Origin of the sequence: Methylobacterium sp. Leaf118 (assembly GCF_920984675.1) — a bacterium.
Taxonomy (GTDB): Bacteria; Pseudomonadota; Alphaproteobacteria; order Rhizobiales; family Beijerinckiaceae; genus Methylobacterium.
Genome location: NZ_CAKLBV010000080.1, coordinates 1 through 17,659 on the forward strand (window position 1 = coordinate 1; position 17,659 = coordinate 17,659).

17 protein-coding genes and 1 pseudogene are annotated in these 17,659 nt (G+C 71.5%); 11 read left to right on the forward strand and 7 right to left on the reverse strand.

What is annotated here, in order from left to right; genetic code table 11:
- From LW587_RS21600 to LW587_RS21615, 4 genes and pseudogenes are all read left to right on the forward strand, one after another.
- Positions 1-182 (forward strand): annotated as a pseudogene (locus LW587_RS21600) (hypothetical protein); the annotation flags it as partial.
- Positions 179-658 (forward strand): NUDIX hydrolase, encoded by a 480-nt coding sequence (locus LW587_RS21605; protein ID WP_232631649.1) that lies wholly within the window; start codon positions 179-181, stop codon positions 656-658. The pseudogene LW587_RS21600 and the gene LW587_RS21605, both read left to right, overlap by 4 nt.
- A gap of 86 nt (positions 659-744) precedes the next feature.
- On the forward strand, positions 745-1,197 hold the full coding sequence (locus tag LW587_RS21610) for a TIGR02301 family protein (RefSeq protein WP_442919182.1): 453 nt from the start codon (positions 745-747) through the stop codon (positions 1,195-1,197).
- Between the two features lie 269 nt (positions 1,198-1,466).
- Positions 1,467-1,721: a hypothetical protein gene (locus LW587_RS21615; protein ID WP_232631650.1), complete on the forward strand. Its 255-nt coding sequence runs from the start codon at positions 1,467-1,469 to the stop codon at positions 1,719-1,721.
- 473 nt (positions 1,722-2,194) lie between these two features.
- Here LW587_RS21615 and LW587_RS21620 read toward each other — a convergent pair whose 3' ends face one another.
- From LW587_RS21620 to LW587_RS21635, 4 genes are all read right to left on the reverse strand, one after another.
- A complete protein-coding gene (locus LW587_RS21620) occupies positions 2,195-5,146 on the reverse strand; it encodes an FAD-binding and (Fe-S)-binding domain-containing protein (RefSeq protein ID WP_232631651.1) in 2,952 nt (983 codons plus the stop codon).
- A 194-nt stretch (positions 5,147-5,340) separates the two neighbouring features.
- Positions 5,341-6,768, reverse strand: a complete 1,428-nt coding sequence (locus tag LW587_RS21625) for a polyhydroxyalkanoate depolymerase (protein ID WP_232631652.1) — start codon at positions 6,766-6,768, stop codon at positions 5,341-5,343.
- A 223-nt stretch (positions 6,769-6,991) separates the two neighbouring features.
- Positions 6,992-8,425, reverse strand: a complete 1,434-nt coding sequence (locus LW587_RS21630; protein ID WP_232631653.1) for an NAD-dependent succinate-semialdehyde dehydrogenase — start codon at positions 8,423-8,425, stop codon at positions 6,992-6,994.
- 81 nt (positions 8,426-8,506) lie between these two features.
- The gene (locus tag LW587_RS21635; RefSeq protein WP_232631654.1) at positions 8,507-9,292 is read right to left on the reverse strand and encodes a class II glutamine amidotransferase; all 786 of its coding nucleotides are present in this window, start codon (positions 9,290-9,292) and stop codon (positions 8,507-8,509) included.
- Between the two features lie 292 nt (positions 9,293-9,584).
- On the opposite strand from LW587_RS21635, the gene LW587_RS21640 reads away from it, so the two are divergent.
- Complete coding sequence (locus tag LW587_RS21640) at positions 9,585-9,977, forward strand: response regulator (RefSeq protein ID WP_232631655.1); 393 nt, start codon at positions 9,585-9,587, stop codon at positions 9,975-9,977.
- 135 nt (positions 9,978-10,112) lie between these two features.
- Here the strand turns inward: LW587_RS21640 and rpsU are convergent, their stop codons facing one another.
- Positions 10,113-10,421 carry a 30S ribosomal protein S21 gene (rpsU, locus tag LW587_RS21645; RefSeq protein ID WP_232631656.1) on the reverse strand — a complete coding sequence of 103 codons (309 nt, stop codon included), beginning with the start codon at positions 10,419-10,421 and terminating at the stop codon, positions 10,113-10,115.
- Positions 10,422-10,735: 314 nt separating this feature from the next.
- Positions 10,736-11,950 carry a polyhydroxyalkanoate depolymerase gene (locus tag LW587_RS21650; protein WP_232631657.1) on the reverse strand — a complete coding sequence of 405 codons (1,215 nt, stop codon included), beginning with the start codon at positions 11,948-11,950 and terminating at the stop codon, positions 10,736-10,738.
- A gap of 367 nt (positions 11,951-12,317) precedes the next feature.
- Here LW587_RS21650 and LW587_RS21655 point away from each other — a divergent pair, with 367 nt between their 5' ends.
- The gene (locus LW587_RS21655) at positions 12,318-12,974 is read left to right on the forward strand and encodes a glutathione S-transferase family protein (RefSeq protein ID WP_232631658.1); all 657 of its coding nucleotides are present in this window, start codon (positions 12,318-12,320) and stop codon (positions 12,972-12,974) included.
- 31 nt (positions 12,975-13,005) lie between these two features.
- On the opposite strand, the gene LW587_RS21660 is transcribed toward LW587_RS21655, so the two are convergent.
- Positions 13,006-14,358 (reverse strand): dihydroorotase, encoded by a 1,353-nt coding sequence (locus LW587_RS21660; protein ID WP_232631659.1) that lies wholly within the window; start codon positions 14,356-14,358, stop codon positions 13,006-13,008.
- Between the two features lie 102 nt (positions 14,359-14,460).
- On the opposite strand from LW587_RS21660, the gene ygfZ reads away from it, so the two are divergent.
- The 5 genes from ygfZ to LW587_RS21685 all read left to right on the forward strand — a co-directional run bounded on the left by ygfZ (position 14,461) and on the right by LW587_RS21685 (position 17,491).
- The gene (gene ygfZ / locus LW587_RS21665) at positions 14,461-15,318 is read left to right on the forward strand and encodes a CAF17-like 4Fe-4S cluster assembly/insertion protein YgfZ (protein ID WP_232631660.1); all 858 of its coding nucleotides are present in this window, start codon (positions 14,461-14,463) and stop codon (positions 15,316-15,318) included.
- Positions 15,315-15,944, forward strand: coding sequence for a DNA-3-methyladenine glycosylase I (locus LW587_RS21670; protein WP_232631661.1), 630 nt, complete (start codon positions 15,315-15,317; stop codon positions 15,942-15,944). The genes ygfZ and LW587_RS21670 overlap by 4 nt, the downstream gene beginning before the upstream one ends.
- Positions 15,945-15,988: 44 nt before the next feature.
- Positions 15,989-16,564 carry an HD family hydrolase gene (locus tag LW587_RS21675; RefSeq protein WP_232631665.1) on the forward strand — a complete coding sequence of 192 codons (576 nt, stop codon included), beginning with the start codon at positions 15,989-15,991 and terminating at the stop codon, positions 16,562-16,564.
- Positions 16,564-17,076 (forward strand): tyrosine phosphatase family protein, encoded by a 513-nt coding sequence (locus LW587_RS21680; protein ID WP_232631662.1) that lies wholly within the window; start codon positions 16,564-16,566, stop codon positions 17,074-17,076. Before LW587_RS21675 ends, LW587_RS21680 begins: the two co-directional genes overlap by 1 nt.
- A 157-nt stretch (positions 17,077-17,233) precedes the next feature.
- Positions 17,234-17,491 (forward strand): exodeoxyribonuclease VII small subunit, encoded by a 258-nt coding sequence (locus tag LW587_RS21685; RefSeq protein ID WP_232631663.1) that lies wholly within the window; start codon positions 17,234-17,236, stop codon positions 17,489-17,491.
- The last annotated feature ends 168 nt before the right edge of the window (positions 17,492-17,659 follow it).

Consider the following 17,659-nt stretch of genomic DNA (forward strand, 5'->3'; position numbering starts at 1 on the left):
TGGCGGGCCGCGGCGCACTCGCGGTGCTCGCCCTGACGGGCACGCCGAGCGAGCGGCTGCGGGTGCCCCTGCCCGCCGCCGCGGCCTTCGGCGTCGCCGTCCTCGGCGAGGGCCCAACGCCGCGAAAAATCCTCGTCGGGCTCGCCGACGGGCGCCTCGCCGTGGTGACGGTGGCGCCGTGAGCGGCACGGCCTCGGCCGCAGGCGACGACCGGCTGTTCCCGGCCCGCCCCCTGATCGGCGTCTCGATCGCGGTGATCCGCGACGGCCGCGTCCTGCTGGCACAGCGCGCCAACGAGCCGATGCGCGGCGTCTGGACCCTGCCCGGCGGCCTCGTGGAGGCGGGCGAGCGCCTCGCCGAGGCCGCCCTGCGGGAATTGGAGGAGGAGGTCGGGACCCGCGCCGAGGTGGTGGGCCCGAGTTTGACGCCGACCGAGATCCTCCTGCGGGACGAGACGGATCGCCTGCGTCACCATTACGTGATCCATCCCCACGCCGCCCTGTGGCGCGCGGTCGAGCCGGCACCGGGACCGGAGGCGCTCGCCGTGCGCTGGGCCGCGATCGAGGAGGTCGCGGGCCTGTCGACCACGCCGGGACTGATCGAAACCCTGACGGAGGCGTTCTCTCGCGTGGCGTCGCTGGGAGAAGGCTCCGCATGAGGGGCGGCAAGGGGATTCGGGAGCGGGCGAGGCGCGGGCAACCAATCCTCGCCGTCGTGAGGTCGGGGGGCTTGCGGTTGGGCGTCTTGCGGTTGGGCGGCCTCCTGCTGGCGGGCGGCGTCTGGCTCGCGCTCGTCGCCGGTCCCGTGGGCGACGCCCTGGCCCAATCGCGCGCCGCCGCGCGGCCCGCGGCTAAGGCGCCCGAGAAGGAGCCGCCGCCCCCGCCCGAGCCGCCCCCCGCGCCCTATGACCGCGACCTGATGCGGCTTTCCGAGATCGTCGGGGCGCTGGCCTTCCTGCGCAACCTCTGCGCCGCCCCCGACGCCCCCGAATGGCCGAGCCGCATGAAGGCGATCCTCGACACGGAAGGCGTGACGTCGGCCCGCCGCGACCGGCTCGCCGGCGCCTACAACCGGGGCTTTCGCGGCTACAGCCTGACCTATCGGGTCTGCACCCCGGCGGCGGGCGAGGCCGCCCGGCGCTTCCTCGCCGAGGGCGAGCGCCTCTCCCACGCCATCGCCGGACGCTTCGGCGGCTGATCGCCTTTTCGCGAATGTCGACGGCGGGCGTCCTCGTCCTCGAAGAGGTGCGCCCGCCCGCGACGACGAACCGGCATGCCGGCGACGGCACAAGGTTAATCCATTGCCTGTTGCAGCAACGGCACGGCGCGTGCCGCTTCCGAAAATCCTTCGCAATCGAGCGTCCGCGTTAACCTCTTCGCAATTCCCCGCTTCCCGGCCCGTCCGGGAGGCCCTATCGTGCCGATGTCTTGCCGGCATCCGTCCGGTCGGGAAACGAAGCCTGAGCCATGATGCACGACACCGCCACCGCTCCGTTCGAATCCGATCCGGAGAGCAAGCGCGCCGCGCTCGGCCTCGTCACCGAAGCCTTCGCCGAAGGCTGCCTCGACGGGATCGACGGCGACTGCATGGCCCAGGCCGCCCTGTTCGCCGCGTTCCAGGAACTGGTCGCCACCTACGGCGAGGACGCCACCGCCCGCTACGCCGAGACCCTGCCCGAGCGCATCCGCGGCGGCGGCTTCACGACGACGCTGCAGCATTGAGGGTCAGAGGCGCGCCGGCCATCGGGGCATCGATCGGACCGGCTCGGTCTCGCGCGCTTGAGGGCGCCCACCATTCTGGACGGCCCCCTCGAGACGGGCCGCATCCCCTTCCACCACCGGATCCGCGATGGCGGCAGGTCCCCCCGCTGACCGCACGATCTCTGCCCCCTTCGTTCTGGGGCGGAGCCTCCTGCGGGTGGATCCGGGTCTAACGGCGAAGGCGACGACCGGTTGCCGATCGCCCTGCAGAGCCGCGACGGAAGCGTCGCAGCGGCGGGCCTTCGAGGCCGCTCCCCTCCCGTTGCGGACGGACCCACAGAATCGCGAATCGTGACAAGACCCGCCTGATCCGGGCTCCGCTTGATCAAAGCGGAGCCCGGATCAGGCAAGCCCGCGCGGCGTTTGAGCGAAGCCCACATCCGCCATCCCGAAGGGATCAACCGGATTTGGTATGAAAGGCAGGCGGAGGCGCGTCAGGCCAGCGCCGCGTCGAGCACCCGGGCGACGTGGATCGCCTCCCGGCCGAGCCCATCATGGATCTGGTGGCGGCAGCTCGTCCCGTCGGCGACCACGAGGTCGTCCGGGCCCGCCTTGCGGAGCGCCGGGAACAGCGACAGCTCCGCCATGGCGAAAGAGGCGTCGATCGTGTCGCGGCCGTAGCCGAAGGCGCCGGCCATGCCGCAGCAGCTCGACTCGATCACCCGCAGGTCGAGCCCCGGCACGTGGCGCAGGACCGTCTCGACGCTTCCCATCACGCCAAAACTCTTCTGGTGGCAATGGCCGTGCAGGTGGGCGACCCGTCCGCCCTGGTCCTTCAGCGGCAGCACGATCCGCCCCGCCGCGAGGTCGGCGGCGAGCAGTTCCTCGAACAGGAGCGCGGCCTGCGCCAACGCCCTCGCCTCGTCGCCCGCGAGCAGGGACAAAAACTCGTCGCGGAAGGTGAGGAGGCAGGAGGGCTCCAGGCCCACCACCCGGGCCCCGGCCCGGACGAAGGGCAGGAGTGCGTCGAGGGTCCGGCGCGCCTCCGCGCGGGCCCGGTCGGTCTGGCCGGAGGCGAGCCAGGTGCGGCCGCAGCAGAGCGGGCGGCGGCCCGTCTGGGAGGCCACCCGGTGCAGGCGGTAGCCCGCCGCCCGCAGCACCCGCTCGGCGGCTTCGAGGTTCTCGCGCTCGAAGGCGCGGTTGAAGGTGTCGCCGAACAGGATGATGTCGCGGTGGTCGCCCGCCACATCGTCCGGATGGGCTGCCTCGCCGGTCTCGCGCCAGGGCCGGCGCCATTCGGGCAGGGAGCGCCGCGCCGAGAAGCCGAGCCGGGCCTCCGCGAAGCGCGCGAGCGCCGGCACGCGGTTGCGCAGGTTCAGGAGCGGCGCCAGCGCGGCGGCGATGCCCGCGTAGCGCGGCATCTCGGCCACCAGCCGCTCCTTGAGCGGGAGCCCGTGACGGGCGTGGTAATGGTGAAGGAACTCGACCTTCATCTTGGCCATGTCGACGCCGGTCGGGCATTCCCGGCGGCAGGCCTTGCAGGAGACGCACAGGTCCATCGTGCGCTTCATCTCGGGGCTCGTGAAGGCGTCCGCCCCGAGCTGGCCGGAGATGGCGAGCCGCAGGGAATTGGCCCGGCCCCGGGTCAGGTGCTGCTCGTCCTTCGTCGCCCGGTAGGACGGGCACATCGCCCCGCCCGCGAGCTTCCGGCAGGTGCCGTTGTTGTTGCACATCTCGATCGCCGGGCCGAAGCCGCCCCAGTCCGACCAGTCGAGCGCCGTCTGCGCCGGGACGCCGACGGCGTAGCCGGGGGCAAACCGCATCAGGGAGCGGTCGTCCATCTTCAGCGGACGGACGATCTTGTTCGGGTTCAGGTGGTTACCCGGGTCGAACGCATCCTTCACGGTCTCGAAGGCGCGGGTCAGGGTCGGGCCGAACAGCGGCTCCACGAATTCGGAGCGGGAGATGCCGTCGCCGTGCTCGCCCGAGTACGAGCCCTTGTGGCGGCGCACCAGCTCCGCCGTCTCCTCGGCGATGGCGCGCATCGTCCGGACATCGCCCCCGTCCTTCATGTTGAGGATCGGGCGCACGTGCAGACAGCCGACGGAGGCGTGGGCGTACCAGGTGCCGCGGGTGCCGTGCCGGGTAAAGACCTCGGTGACGGCGTCGGTGTAGTCGGCCAGGTGCTCCAGCGGGACGGCGCAATCCTCGATGAAGGAGACGGGCTTCCGGTCGCCCTTCATCGACATCATGATGTTGAGGCAGGCCTCGCGCACCTCCCAGACCGCCTTCTGGCGGTTGGCCTCCACCACCTCGACCACGGCACCGGGAAAACCATGGTCCGCCATGCACTGGCCGAGACGTTGAAGGTCTTGTTTGAGTGCGAAAAAATCGTCGCCGGCGAACTCGGTGAGCAGCAGGCAGTTCGGCTGGCCCCGCGTGATGTCGGCCAGGGTGGTGCGGAACAGCGGGATGTCGGCGCCGAGCACCAGCACGTTGTTGTCGACGAGTTCGACCGCCACGGGATCGAGGTCGACGATGTGGCGCGTCGTCTCCATCGCGGCGCGGAACGAGGGGAAATGGCACACCCCCATGACCCGGTGGGCCGGCAGCCGCGAGAGCTTGAGCGTCACCGAGGTGGTGGCGGCGAGCGTCCCCTCCGAGCCGACGAGGAGATGGGCGAGGTTCGGGCGCGGCGCGATCAGGCTGTCGAGGTTGTAGCCGCCGACCCGCCGCTGCACCTTCGGATACCGGGTCTCGATTTCGTCGCGATGCGCCTCGGCCAAGGCCAGCATCCGGCGGGCCAGGTCCTCGGCCCGCGCCCCGCCCGTGACGGCGGTCGCATCGTTTCCGGTGAGCCCGAAGCCGAACGGGGTGCCGTCGTGGAACAGCGCCTCCAGCCCGAGGACGTTGTCGCTCATCTTGCCGTAGCGCAGGGAGCGGGCGCCGCAGGAATTGTTGCCGGCCATGCCGCCGAGGGTGCAGCGGGTCGCCGTCGAGGGCTCGACGGGGAAGAACCAGCCATCCGCCCGGAGCCGTGCGTTCAGGCGCTCCAGCACGTGGCCCGGCTCGACGGTGATCGTGCCGGCGTCCCTGTCATAGGCCAGGACGCCGTTGAGATGGCGCGAGCAATCGACGACGAGGCCGCTGCCGATCGGCTGGCCGTTCTGCGAGGTGCCGCCCCCGCGCAGGATGACCGGCAGGCCGGCCTCGGCCGCCACCCGCAGGGTGACGGCGATGTCCTCGGCACTCTTTGGGAAGACGACGCCCGCCGGCATGATCTGGTAGATCGAAGCGTCGGTGGCGTAGCGTCCGCGGGTGAAGGCGTCGAAGCGCGCCTCGCCCCGGAGCTGCTCCGCGAGCCGGCGCGGCAGCCCCGCATCGTCCCGTGCCTTCGCCCGCGGGCTGATCGTCGGCACCTCGACCGGTTCCGCGCTCGCGCCCACGCTCGATCTCCCCGCTCGTCCCACTGCGCACCGGCGCGGTGTTTTTTGAATGCATAATTCAGGCGTGGGGGAGGGTCAAACCGGCAGCGGTCACGGCTGCGTGCGGACAGGCGGATGCGCGTCGGCGAGCCTCCACCGGCGAGAGGTCGCCGACGGGGGGCTCCAGCAGCCCGGGGGCCGTCCGCCGTCCGTGTTCAGACGGCGATGTGCAGCGGCGGGGCGGCAGGCGGCACGAGGCGTTCGCCGAGCGGGCTCCGCTCAGGACGCGCGGGGCGATGCAGGGAGAGGGCGTGGGGCGTCGGCGGACGGCGCACGAGGATCGGCCGCGCCTCCTCGGCCGGCACCACCGGCACCTGCGAGACCGCCCCCTGCGAGACCGCCACTTGCGAGACCGCCACTTGGGAAACGGTCGCTTGGGAAACCACGGGCCGGACGCTCCGCGCCATGAAGGCGCACATCAGCGGCGCGATCTCGGCGCGGAAGCGCGAGCCGTTGAAGATGCCGTAATGCCCCGCGCCGGGCTGGAGATGGTAGGTCTTGGCGCTCTCCGGCAGGGCCGTGGCGAGGTCGAGAGCGGCCTTCGTCTGGCCGATGCCGGTGATGTCGTCCTTCTCGCCCTCGATCGCCATCAGGTGGCAGCGGCGGATCGCGCCGAGATCGACGGGGGTGCCGCGGTGGCGGAAGGTGCCGCGGGGCAGATCGTGGTCGATGAAGACCCGGGCGATCGTCTCGAGGTAGAACTCGGCGGTCAGGTCCATCACCGCGAGGTACTCGTCATAGAAGGCGCGGTGCCGGGTGGCCGAGTCGCCGTCGCCGGCCACGAGGTGGTCGAACATGGCGCGGTGGGCGTCGGCGTGCCGCTCCAGGTTCATCCCCATGAAGCCGGCCAGCTGCAGGAAGCCCGGATAGACCGAGCGGCCCGCGCCCGGATAGCCCCCCGGCACGGTGTGGATGCAGTGGCGCTCGAACCAGGCGAAGCCCTTCTCGGCGGCCAGCGCGTTGACCGCGGTCGGCGCGCGGCGCGTGTCGACGGGGCCGCCGATCACCGTCGCCGAGCGGGGCACGAGGGGATGGTCCTGCGCCTCCATCCGGGCGATCGCCGCCAGCACCGGCACGGACGGCTGGCAGACGGCGGCCACGTGGAGGTCCGGACCCAGCGTCTCGAACAGGCGGATGCAGGTATCGACGTAATCGTCGAGGCCGAAGCGGCCGGCGGCGAGCGGCACCTGCCGGGCATCGATCCAATCGGTGATGATGACCTGATGGGTCGGCAGGAACGCCTCGACCGTGCCGCGCAGGAGCGTGGCGTAATGCCCGGACATCGGCGCGACGATCAGGAGCTTGGGCAGGGCCTCGAGCCGTGGGCCCGCCTCGCCGAAGGCGACCGCCCGGCAGAACGGGCTCTCCCAGACCACCCGCTCGGGCACGCCGAGGCCGAAGGTGGGCTTGGCGTAGACGCGGGTCGCGCGCTCGAACATCTCGCAGCTGGCCGCGACGCTGCGGCTCTGGGGGGCGTAGGCGAAGGGATTGAAGGGATTCTCGCAGGCGAGCCGGGTCGCTTCCGCCGCCAGCCGCATGGGCGCGAGCATCAGATGACCAGCCTCGTAAAAGGAATACAGCATGCGAGCTTTCTCCGGAGCAGCTCGCTTGGCCAGCTGTCCTATCCTTGGGTCGTGGAGGCTTAAACTCACATTGCCTGCAAAAAGTTTCCTGTGCCTCCCTTTTGTCGAGGGGGAAGTTTGAATTATCGTTCATGTGTCCCCCGGGACGCAGCGGTCCGAGGGCGGCGGCTCTGGCCTGCGCCCGGGGCGGCGGATTCCAGGACAGCGAACCCTGGGGACTTCGTCAGGCGCTCGCCTGCGTGACGAACTTCGTGGTGAGATACGCCTCGATCGCCTCCGACCCGCCCTCGCTGCCGTAGCCGGAATCCTTGACGCCGCCGAAGGGCGTCTCGGGCAGGGCGATGCCGTGATGGTTGATCGAGATCATGCCGGCCTCGACGCCCGTGCCGACGCGGTTCGCCCGCGCCCCGGAGCGGGTATAGGCGTAGGCGGCAAGCCCGTAGGGCAGGCGGTTGGCCTCCTGCAGCGCCTCCTCGTCGGCGGCGAAGCGACGGATCGCGGCGATCGGCCCGAACGGCTCCTCGTTCATGATGCGGGCCTCGAGCGGCACCTCGGCGAAGACGGTCGGCTCGAAGAAATGGCCGCGATTGCCGATGCGCTTGCCGCCGGTCAGGAGCCGGGCGCCCTTGGCCTCGGCATCGGCCACGAAGGCCTCCATCGCCTCGACTCTCCGGCCGTGGACGAGGGGGCCCATCCCGGTCTCGGGCTCCAGGCCGTTGCCCACGACGAGGGCCTTCGAGGCGGCCACGAAGCCGTCGAGGAAGCGGTCGTAGACGCCCTCCTGCACGAGGAAGCGGGTCGGGGCGACGCAGACCTGGCCGGCATTGCGGTACTTGTTGGCCGCGAGCACCTGCACGGCCTTGTCCACGTCGGCGTCGTCGAAGACGATCGCCGGGGCGTGGCCGCCGAGCTCCATCGTCGCCCGCTTCATGTGGCGGCCGGCGAGCGCCGCGAGTTCCTTGCCGACGGCGGTCGAGCCCGTGAAGGTGATCTTGGCGATGACCGGGTGCGGGATGAGCGTGCCGGAGATCTCCGCCGGATCGCCGTAGACGAGGCCGAGGGCGTTGCCCGGCACGCCCGCATCGAGGAAGGCGCGCACGAGTTCGGCGCAGGAGGCCGGGGTGTCCTCGGGGCCCTTCAGGATCACCGAGCAGCCGGTGCAGAGCGCGGCGGACAGTTTCCGGACGGCCTGATTGATCGGGAAGTTCCAGGGTGTGAAGGCGGCCACGGGCCCCACCGGCTCCCGCACCACGATCTGCAGCACGCCCTCGGCGCGGGCCGGGATGACCCGGCCATAGGCGCGCCGGCCCTCTTCCGCGAACCACTCGATGATGTCGGCGGCGAAGGCGGTCTCGATGCGGGCCTCGGCGAGCGGCTTGCCCTGCTCGCGGGTCATGGTGCGGGCGATGGCCTCGGCGCGCTCGCGCATCAGCGCGGCGGCGCGGCGCAGCACCTTTCCGCGCTCGAAGGCCGAGACGCTCCGCCATGCGACGAAGCCCCGCGCGGCGGCCGCCAGCGCTTCGTCGAGGTCGTCCGGCGTCGCCACCGCGACCCGGCCGAGTTCGTCGCCGGTGGCGGGGTTGAGGATCGGCAGGGTGGCGCCCGCGCCGCCCGCGCGCCAGCGCCCGGCGATGTGAAGCGAAACGTCGAGATCCATGGGGCCGTCTCCTTGGCGGGGATGGCCCTCATCTAGCGCGGCGCGGCCCGGTTTTGGACCGCGGCCGCTGCGGAGGCATGCTCAGGCCGCCGCCCGCCCGGCCTCCGGCCGGCTCACCACCGCGCGAAACCCCCGCTGCGCCCGCAGGGTCGCGCCCTTGGGCACCACCTGCCAGCCCTCGCGGCAGCCATCGATCGGCTCGGAGACGACGGTGAGCCCGCGCTCGCTCTCGCGGTAATACAGGCTCGGCGGGCGCCCGTCGCAGGCCCAGCGGAAGGCCGTGAGGCTGTCGCCGTCGGTGAGCACGGCGGTGAAGCGGAAGGCCTCCGTGATGCGGGCGGCCTGCATCAGGTCGCGCACCGTCGTGCAGGTCGCCTCCATGGCGCCGACGGGATCGGCCTCCAGGCCGTGGGCCAGCGCCAGGAGGAAGAGCGCCTCGGAATCGGTGGTGCCGCGGCGGGTGTCGTAGAGTTCGTCCGGAATCAGCGCCTCCAGGCGCCGCTTGATCCGGTGATAGCCGCCGATCTGGCCGTTATGCATGAACAGGTGGCGGCCATGTGCGAAAGGATGGCAATTGGCCCGCGCGGTGGCGGTGCCGGTCGCCGCCCGGACATGGGCGAAGAAGGTCTTGGCCCGCACCTGACGGCACAGGTTGACGAGGTTGTCGTCCGACCAGGCCGGACTGACGTCCCGATACAGGCCCGGCTCGGCATGCTCGCCGTACCAGCCGATGCCGAAGCCGTCGCCGTTGGTCTCGGTCTTCGCTTCCGCGGCGTGAAGCGACTGGTGCACCAGCGAGTGCGTCGGCGCGCAAACCAGCTCGTTCAGGAAGACCGGCTCACCGAGATAGGCGAGGAAACGGCACATGGCGGGGGGACGACTCCTTTGCCTCCAGCATCCGGGATGCAAGGCTCGGTCCGAACGGGCCCGCCTGCGTCGCCGGACTGTAACAATTCGACCGGCCCAGTGAACAGTCCGTTAAAAAACTCTCTTGCCGGCGCCCCGCGTCGGGACGGCGGCGCGGCCTGAACCAAATCCTGCGCAGGCCGGTTGTCGCAGGGCAGAGATCGTTCAGGCGTACCCGCCTTCGCCGGGGCCGGTCCCCGGCCGGTGCGGAGCGCGCCGCGCAAGCCTCCCTTCGCATGCCTCAGGAGACCCCATGGCCCATGCCTCGTCCGACTGTCCCGTCGCCCTCGTCGTCGAGGACGACGCCGCGGCCCGCGACCTCGCCACGGCGCTGATCGAGGAGACCGACCTCGAGGTCATCGCCTGCTCGAGCGCCGAGGACGCCCTGGCGGTCCTGGAGCGGCCGGACGTGACCGTGGCGATGGTGGTCGCCGACACGCACCTGTCGGGCCGCATGGACGGCGCGGCGCTCGCCCGCGCGGTCGAGGACCGCTGGCCGCAGGTGCGGCTGGTGGTGACCTCCGACGCCCGGGCCGCGGTGGCCGACATCCCGCCGCACGCCGTCTACATGCGCAAGCCCTGGCTGCCGCTGGAATTGCTGCGTCAGGCCGAGCGCGCCACGCTCACCGCCGCCCAGGCGGCCTGACCCCACCGGCCCTGACCCGATTGGCCGGACCCTGGCGAACTTGACCCAGCCCGGCGCCACGAAAAAGGCCCCGTCCGCGCAGCGCGCGGCGGGGCCTTTTGGCGATCGGACCGGGCGTGACGCCCGGGGGAGGATTCAGGACGCGGCGGGCGCGGGCGCCGCGGCGGCCGGCTGCTGCGAGAAGCTCGGGGCGCCGGGACGACGCGGGCCGCCGGTCCTGGGCTTCGGCTTCGGCGCGGCGATCAGGCCCTCGCGGATCGCGGTCTTGCGGGCCTGCTTGCGGGCGCGGCGGACGGCCTCGGCCTTCTCGCGAGCCTTGCGCACGGAGGGCTTCTCGTAGGCCTTGCGCTGCTTCATCTCACGGAAGATGCCCTCGCGCTGCATCTTCTTCTTGAGGACGCGGAGCGCCTGATCGACGTTGTTGTCGCGAACGAGTACCTGCAACGGAATCAACCCCTGGATCTGTCGTTTCGAACCGCACCGGCCCCGGATTCCCGGCAGAACCGGGAAAAAGCCGTCAGGCGCCCCGTCCCCGGGCTGCATTCCGGAGGAGGCGTCGCGACGGCAGCCGAATCGGTGCGAATGAATTGCACCTGGACGCGCGACATACACGAAGCGCGTTCCGGTTGGAAGTGCGCGAAAGCCCCTTGACAGGGCAATCGCGCGACGCGCGAACCGTCTTGTTCGCGGGGCGCCGGCGCCGACGCCTGAGCCCCGCGGGGAGTCCGGCTTGAGGGCGGTGCCCCGCCCCGTCGCTCTCAGCTGTGCGTGGCGATGAAGTTGCGCACGAGCGGGTAGGTCTGGCTCTCCCATTTGCGGCCGGAGAACACGCCGTAATGGCCGACCCCGGTCTGGAGGTGGTGGGCGCGCATGTGCGGCGGCAGGCTGGAGCAGAGATCGTGGGCCGCCATGGTCTGGCCCACCGCGCAGATGTCGTCACGCTCGCCTTCGACGGTCATCAGGGCGGTCTTGCGGATCGCGCCCATGTCGATGCGGATGCCGCGATGGGTGAGCTCGTTGCGGGCGAGGGTGTAGTCCTGGAACACGGTCCGGACCGTCTCGAGATAGAATTCGGCGGTGAGATCGAGAACGGCGAAATACTCGTCGTAGAAGGTCTCGATGGCGCGCGCCTTGTCCCCCTCCCCGCCCATGTAGTGCCAGAACAGATCCGCATGCGCGTCCTGGTGGCGCTTGGCGTTCATCGAGATGAAGGCCGAGACCTGCATGAAGCCCGGATAGACCCGTCGCCCCGCGCCCTTGTGGCGCCCGGAAACGGTGGCGATCAGGTTGTCCTCGAACCACGCCATCGGCTTCGAGGTCGCGAGCCGGTTCACCGCGGTCGGGCTGACGCGGCAATCGACGGGCCCGGCCATCAGCGTCATGCTGCGCGGCTGGGCCGGGTTGTTGGTCTGGGCCATCACGGCGGTGGCGGCGAGGGCCTGCACGGCGGGCTGGCACACGGCCATCAGGTGGGCGCCCTCGCCGATCGCCTCCATGAAGCGCACGACGTGGTCGACGTAGTCGTCGAAGCCGAAGCGCCCTTCCGAGATCGGCACGTCGCGGGCGTTGTGCCAGTCGGTGATGTAGACGTCGTGGTCGGGCAGGAGCGTGCGCACAGTGCCGCGCAGGAGCGTGGCGAAATGGCCCGAGAGGGGCGCGAGCAGCAGCACCCGGGGCTGGACCGTGTCGATGTCCTTGCGGAAGCGCAGCAGCGTGCCGAAGGGCGTGGCGAGGACCGGCTCCTCGACCACCGGCACCTCGCGGTTGCCGACCATGACGCTGTTGATGCCGTAGGCCGGCCGGGCAAAGGTGAGGCCGGCCCGCATCATCATGCGGGCGCCGGCCGACCACCATTTGGCGGCGTCGTGCCAGGGGGTCCTCCGCCACGGGGCTGCAACATCCTGCAGGAGGCGTCCCCACTGACGGGTCGACCGGGCGAGGTCCGATTGGAGGTCGAAAGCTTGGTACAGCATCGGGCCACACTCCTCACCGCGAACGTCCCGACGCCCGGCTTCACGTGTCGGATCGCGCCGGCCGCTGTCGCCGCGCAAACTCGGACGGACGAAGCTATGCGGTTCAAGATTTCGCGCAACGGGTAAAAAGTACACATCACAGCCCTGTGTCGTGGATGCATCACCCCGTGCCGACGACGCTCCGTGGAACCCGCTGTCCCGGGTGCGCGCGGTCCGCCTGAGCGAGGCGGGCCACCGGCCGCCGGTCCCGCCCGAGGGGATCAAGGGGGCGCCGAAGAGGTGCCAAGGGGGTGCCAAGGGGGTGCCTCTTGATGCGGCACGAGTCTTGGATCGCAGTCCGGGACACGAACGAACGGGGGGAAGGGCCATGGCCGAGGCGGCGCTCACGATTTCCAGTCGGAATTATTCTTCATGGTCCCTGCGCGGCTGGCTACTGTGCCGGATGGCCGGGCTCGACATTGCCGTAAGCGTGCTGCCGGGCACGGATGCCTCGACGCGGGCGGAGCTGCTCCACCTCTCGCCGTCCTTCCTCGTGCCGCGGCTCGACCATGGCGGCATCGCCGTGTGGGACGTGCTCGCCATCGCCGAGTATCTCAACGAGATCCGTCCCGAGGCCGGCCTCCTGCCCGAGGCGCCCGCCGCGCGGGCCCGCTGCCGCGCCGTCTCGGGCGAGATGCATGGCGGCTTCATCAACCTGCGCTCGGCCCTGCCGATGAATCTGCGCGGGCGCCACCGCGGCTTCCAGGTCTTCAACGGCGCCCGGGGCGACATCGAGCGCATCTGCGCCATCGTCGAGGATGGCCTGTCGCGCTCGGGCGGCCCGTTCCTGTTCGGCGCGCGGCCGAGCGTGGCGGACGCGATGTACGCCCCCGTCTGCACGCGCTTTCGCACCTACGGCGTCGCCCTGCCCTTCTCCACCGCCGCCTACCGCGACACGATCCTGGCCTGGGACCTGATGGAGGAATGGACGGAGCAGGCCGCCCAGGAGCCCGAGGCGATCGAGGAACTCGACATGGAGTTCTGACGGGCCGGGGCGGCCGGCCGCGCCCCGGGCCTCAGCGGGCGCCCGGCAGCGCCTCCTCGAAGGTCACCGCCTCGCCCCGGGACGGCGCGACGAGCGCCCCCTGCCACATCACGGGAATGCCCCGCACCAGCGTACCGACCGGCCAGCCGGTGACGGTGACCCCGTCATAGGGCGTCCAGCCGCATTTCGAGGCGATCCAGTCGTTGCGGATGGTCTCGCGGCGCTTGAGGTCCACCACCGTCACGTCGGCGTCGTAGCCCACCGCCAGCCGCCCCTTGCGACGGATCCCGAACAGGCGCTTCGGCCCCGCGCTCGTCAGGTCCACGAACCGCGCCAGCGAGAGCCGGCCCGCCGCCACGTGATCGAGCATGATCGGCACCAGCGTCTGCACGCCGGTCATCCCCGAGGGCGAGTCCGGATAGGGCTTGGCCTTCTCGGCCAGCGTGTGCGGCGCGTGGTCGGAGCCGAGCACGTCGACCACCCCTTGTCGCAAGCCCTGCCAGATCCCCTCGCGGTGCCCGGCGTCGCGCACCGGCGGGTTCATCTGCACCAGGGTGCCGAGGCGGGCATAGGCCTCGGTGCCGTCGAGGGTCAGGTGATGGGGCGTCGCCTCGACGCTCGCCACATCCTTGGCCTCGGCGAGGATCGGCATCTCGTCCGCGGTCGAGATGTGCAGGATGTGGATGCGCGCGCCGGTCTCGCGGGCCAGCGCGATCAGCCGTCGCGTCGCCTTCACCGCCACCTCGGGCGAGCGCCAGACCGGGTGCGAGGCCGGATCGTTCGGCACGCGCAGGCCTTTCCGCTCGCGCAGCATCGGCTCGTCCTCGGAGTGGAAGGCGGCGCGGCGGCGGATGTTCTTGAGGATCTCGCGCACGCCCGCATCGTCCTCGACGAGCAGCGAGCCGGTGGAGGAGCCGACGAACACCTTGATGCCCGCCGCCCCCGGCAGCCGCTCCAGCGTCGCCACCTCCCCGGCATTCTCGTGGGTGCCCCCGACCCAGAACGCGAAGTCGCAATGCATCCGGTGATGGGCGCGGGCGACCTTGTCGGCGAGCGCGTCCGCGCTCGTCGTCTGCGGATCGGTGTTGGGCATCTCGAAGACCGCCGTCACCCCGCCCATCACGGCGGCGCGCGAGCCGGTCTCCAGATCCTCCTTGTGGTCGAGCCCGGGCTCGCGGAAATGCACCTGGCTGTCGATCACGCCGGGCAGGAGGTGCAGGCCGCGGCAATCCTGCCGCTCGGCGCTCGCGGCCTTCGCGAGGTCGCCGATGGCGGCCACGCGCCCGTTGCGGATGCCGAGATCGGCGGCGTGCTCGCCGTCGTGGTTCACCAGCGTGCCGCCGGAGAGGACGAGGTCGAACGGGCCTTCGAACGGGGCTGGCATGCGGCGGGTCCTCCGGCGATTGAGAGCGGCCGAGGGGCGGCTTATGTCAGCCGCGGACCCCGCGCAACGCCGTGTCCGGGTTGCCATGCCCGAGGAGAGCCCATGCCGATCGCCCTGCTGCCGGACCGCGTCGTCGTCGCCGTGACGGGTCCCGACGCGACCGCCTTCCTCCAGGGCATCCTCACCTGCAACGTCGAGAGCCTGCCGGAGGGCGAGGCGCGGCTCGGCGCCCTGCTGACGCCGCAAGGAAAAATCCAGTTCGACTTCCTGGTGTCTCGCGACGATGCGGGCGGCTTCCGGCTCGACGTCGCGGCCGAGCGGGTGCCCGATCTGGTCAAGCGGCTCGGGCTCTACCGCCTGCGCGCCAAGGTGAGCATCCGTGCCGACCCGACGCTCGGCGTCGCCGCCGCCTGGGACGGCGCGGAGACCGCCGCCGAGACGATCCGGGTGCGCGACGGGCGCCTGCCGGCGCTCGGCGAGCGTCTGTACTTTGCCGAGGGCGCCTTCTCGGCGGAGGCGTCGGACGACAATTACCACGCCCACCGCATCGCCTGCGGCATCCCCGAGGGCGGGCGCGACTTCGCGTTCAGCGACGCCTTCCCGCACGAGGCGCTGATGGACCAGCTCGGCGGCGTCGACTTCAGGAAGGGCTGCTATGTCGGCCAGGAGGTCGTGTCGCGGATGCAGCACCGCGGCACCGCCCGCACCCGCATCCTGCCGCTGGTGTTTTCCGAGGGATCGGCGCCGGCGCCGGGCACCGAGGTGACGGCCGGCGCCCGCAGCCTCGGGGTCACCGGCAGCGCCGCGGGCGGGCGGGGCCTCGCCACGATCCGCCTCGACCGCCTCGGCGACGCGCTGGCGGCGGGCGAGCCGGTGCGGGCCGGGGGCGCGATCGCGGGCGTGGAGAAGCCGGCCTTCGCGACCTTCGCCGTCCCCGCCGACACGGCCGCCGCCGGATGAGCGCCGAGGCGGACGGCCTCATCACCACCCATGCCGACGGCTGCCCGCGCTGCGGGTGGCCGGGGCTCGATCCGACCTACGTCACCTATCACGACACCGAATGGGGCGTGCCGGAATACGAGTCCCGCGCCCTCTACGAGAAGCTGATCCTCGACGGGTTCCAGGCGGGCCTGTCCTGGATCACCATCCTGCGCCGCCGCGAGGGGTTTCGCCGGGCCTTCGAGGGGTTCGCGCCCGAGCGGGTCGCCCGCTTCACCGAGGCCGATGTCGAGCGGCTGATGGCCGACACCGGCATCGTCCGCAACCGCGCCAAGATCCGCGGGGCGATCGCGGGCGCCCGGGGCTGGCTCGCCATCGAGGAGGCCGGGCCCGGCTTCTCGGATTTCCTCTGGGACTTCTGCGATGGCCGGCCGATCCAGACGAAGGCCCGGCGCCGGTCGCAGATCGCGACCGAAACCGAACTCTCAAGGAAGATCAGCAAGGCACTGAAAAAGAAGGGCTTCACCTTCGTCGGCCCCACCATCGTTCACGCCTTCATGCAGGCGGTCGGCATGGTCAACGACCACCTTGTCGGCTGCCATCGCCACGCACCCTGCGCCGCCCTCGGGGAGGCTCCCCGTCCGTGAGCGCGACGGCGCGCAGCCCCAAGGCAGCGCGGGCATGGCAGCGGATGCTGTCGGGCCGGCGCCTCGACCTGCTCGATCCCTCCGCCCTCGACGTGGAGATCGCCGACATCGCCCACGGGCTCGCCCGGGTCGCCCGCTGGAACGGGCAGACGGCGGGGCCGCACGTCTTCTCGGTGGCGCAGCACTCGCTCCTCGTCGAGGCGATCGGCGGCGCCCTGAACCCCGCCCTCCAGGCGCCCGAGCGGCTGGAACTGCTCCTCCACGATGCGCCCGAATACGTGATCGGGGACATCATCTCGCCGCTCAAGAACGCCATCGGCGACGCCTATCGCAGCGTCGAGCGACGCCTGCTCGGCGCGATCCGGCAGCGGGTGGGTCTCCCGGCCCCGCCCCCCGCGCTGGCCCGCCTCGTCAAGCGCGCCGATCGGATCGCCGCCTTCCTCGAAGCGACCCGGCTCGCGGGGTTTTCCGCGCCGGAAGCCGACGCGATCTTCGGGCGCCCGCCGGTGCTGCCGGAGAGCGTCCGGCCGGAGATCGAGGCGCTGCTCGTCCCCCGGCCCACCGCCGAGGCGGAATCCTGGTATCTCGCCCGCTTCGCGGCGCTCCACGCGGACACCTGATGCCGAGCCTTTACGTCTGTCCGCTCTCGCGCCTCGACGAGACCATCGCGGCGAGCGGGGCCCGCCATCTGGTCACCCTGGCGACCTTGGGGAGCCCCGTGGCGCGCCCGGCCGCGATCCGCCCGGAGCATCACCTGCGGGTCGGGTTCAGCGACATCGTCGCGCCGATGGAGGGGCATCGGCTCCCGGACGAGACCCATGTGCGGGCCGTCCTCGACTTCGCCGCCGCCTGGGACCGGACCCGGCCCCTGGTGCTGCACTGCTATGCCGGGATCAGCCGCTCGACCGCCGCCGCCTATGCCGTGGCCTGCGCCCTCGCCCCGGAGCGCGACGAGGCCGCGCTGGCGCAGGATCTGCGCCGGCTGTCCCCGAGCGCCACGCCCAACCGCCTCTTCGTCGCCCTCGCCGACCGCCTGCTCGACCGGCAGGGCCGCATGAGCGCCGGCATCACGGCGATCGGGCGCGGCGCGGAGGCCTATGAGGGCAGCCCGTTCCGGCTCGCCCTGACCTGAGCCCGGCCCGGGCCGGCCGGCGCCCGAGGCCCCCGGATCGGTCGCACGCAATCCACCCGGGCTTGTGCGACCCGTGCCGGACCGTCATAACCCGCGCAACAGAGGGCCCGGCAAGGGCTCGACAAGGGATCGGCAAGGGACCGTCGAGGGATCCGAGATGAACGCTCAACGACCCGCCGCCGACGCACCCGACGATCTCCCGTTCGAGCGGGCCATGGAGCAGCTCGAGGACATCGTGCGCCGGCTGGAGCGCGGCGACGTGCCCCTCGACGAGTCGGTGGCGATCTACGAGCGCGGCGAGGCGCTCAAGCGCCATTGCGAGGCGCTCCTGAAGCGGGCCGAGGCGCGCATCCAGAAGATCGCGATCGGCCCCGACGGGCAGGCTGCGGGCACCGCGCCGCTCGACATGGACTAGGGGCGGGATGATCCTCCCTGCTTCCTCTCAAACATCATGGCGCACAGTCCTTTGCGCGCCTTTCCTCACTTCGGGCATGAGGCTGCTCCGGTGGCACTAGCGGACACATCGATCCTCGAGGGTCTTGAGACGCCGGACCGTCTGCGTCGGCTTCCGGAGAGCGAGCTG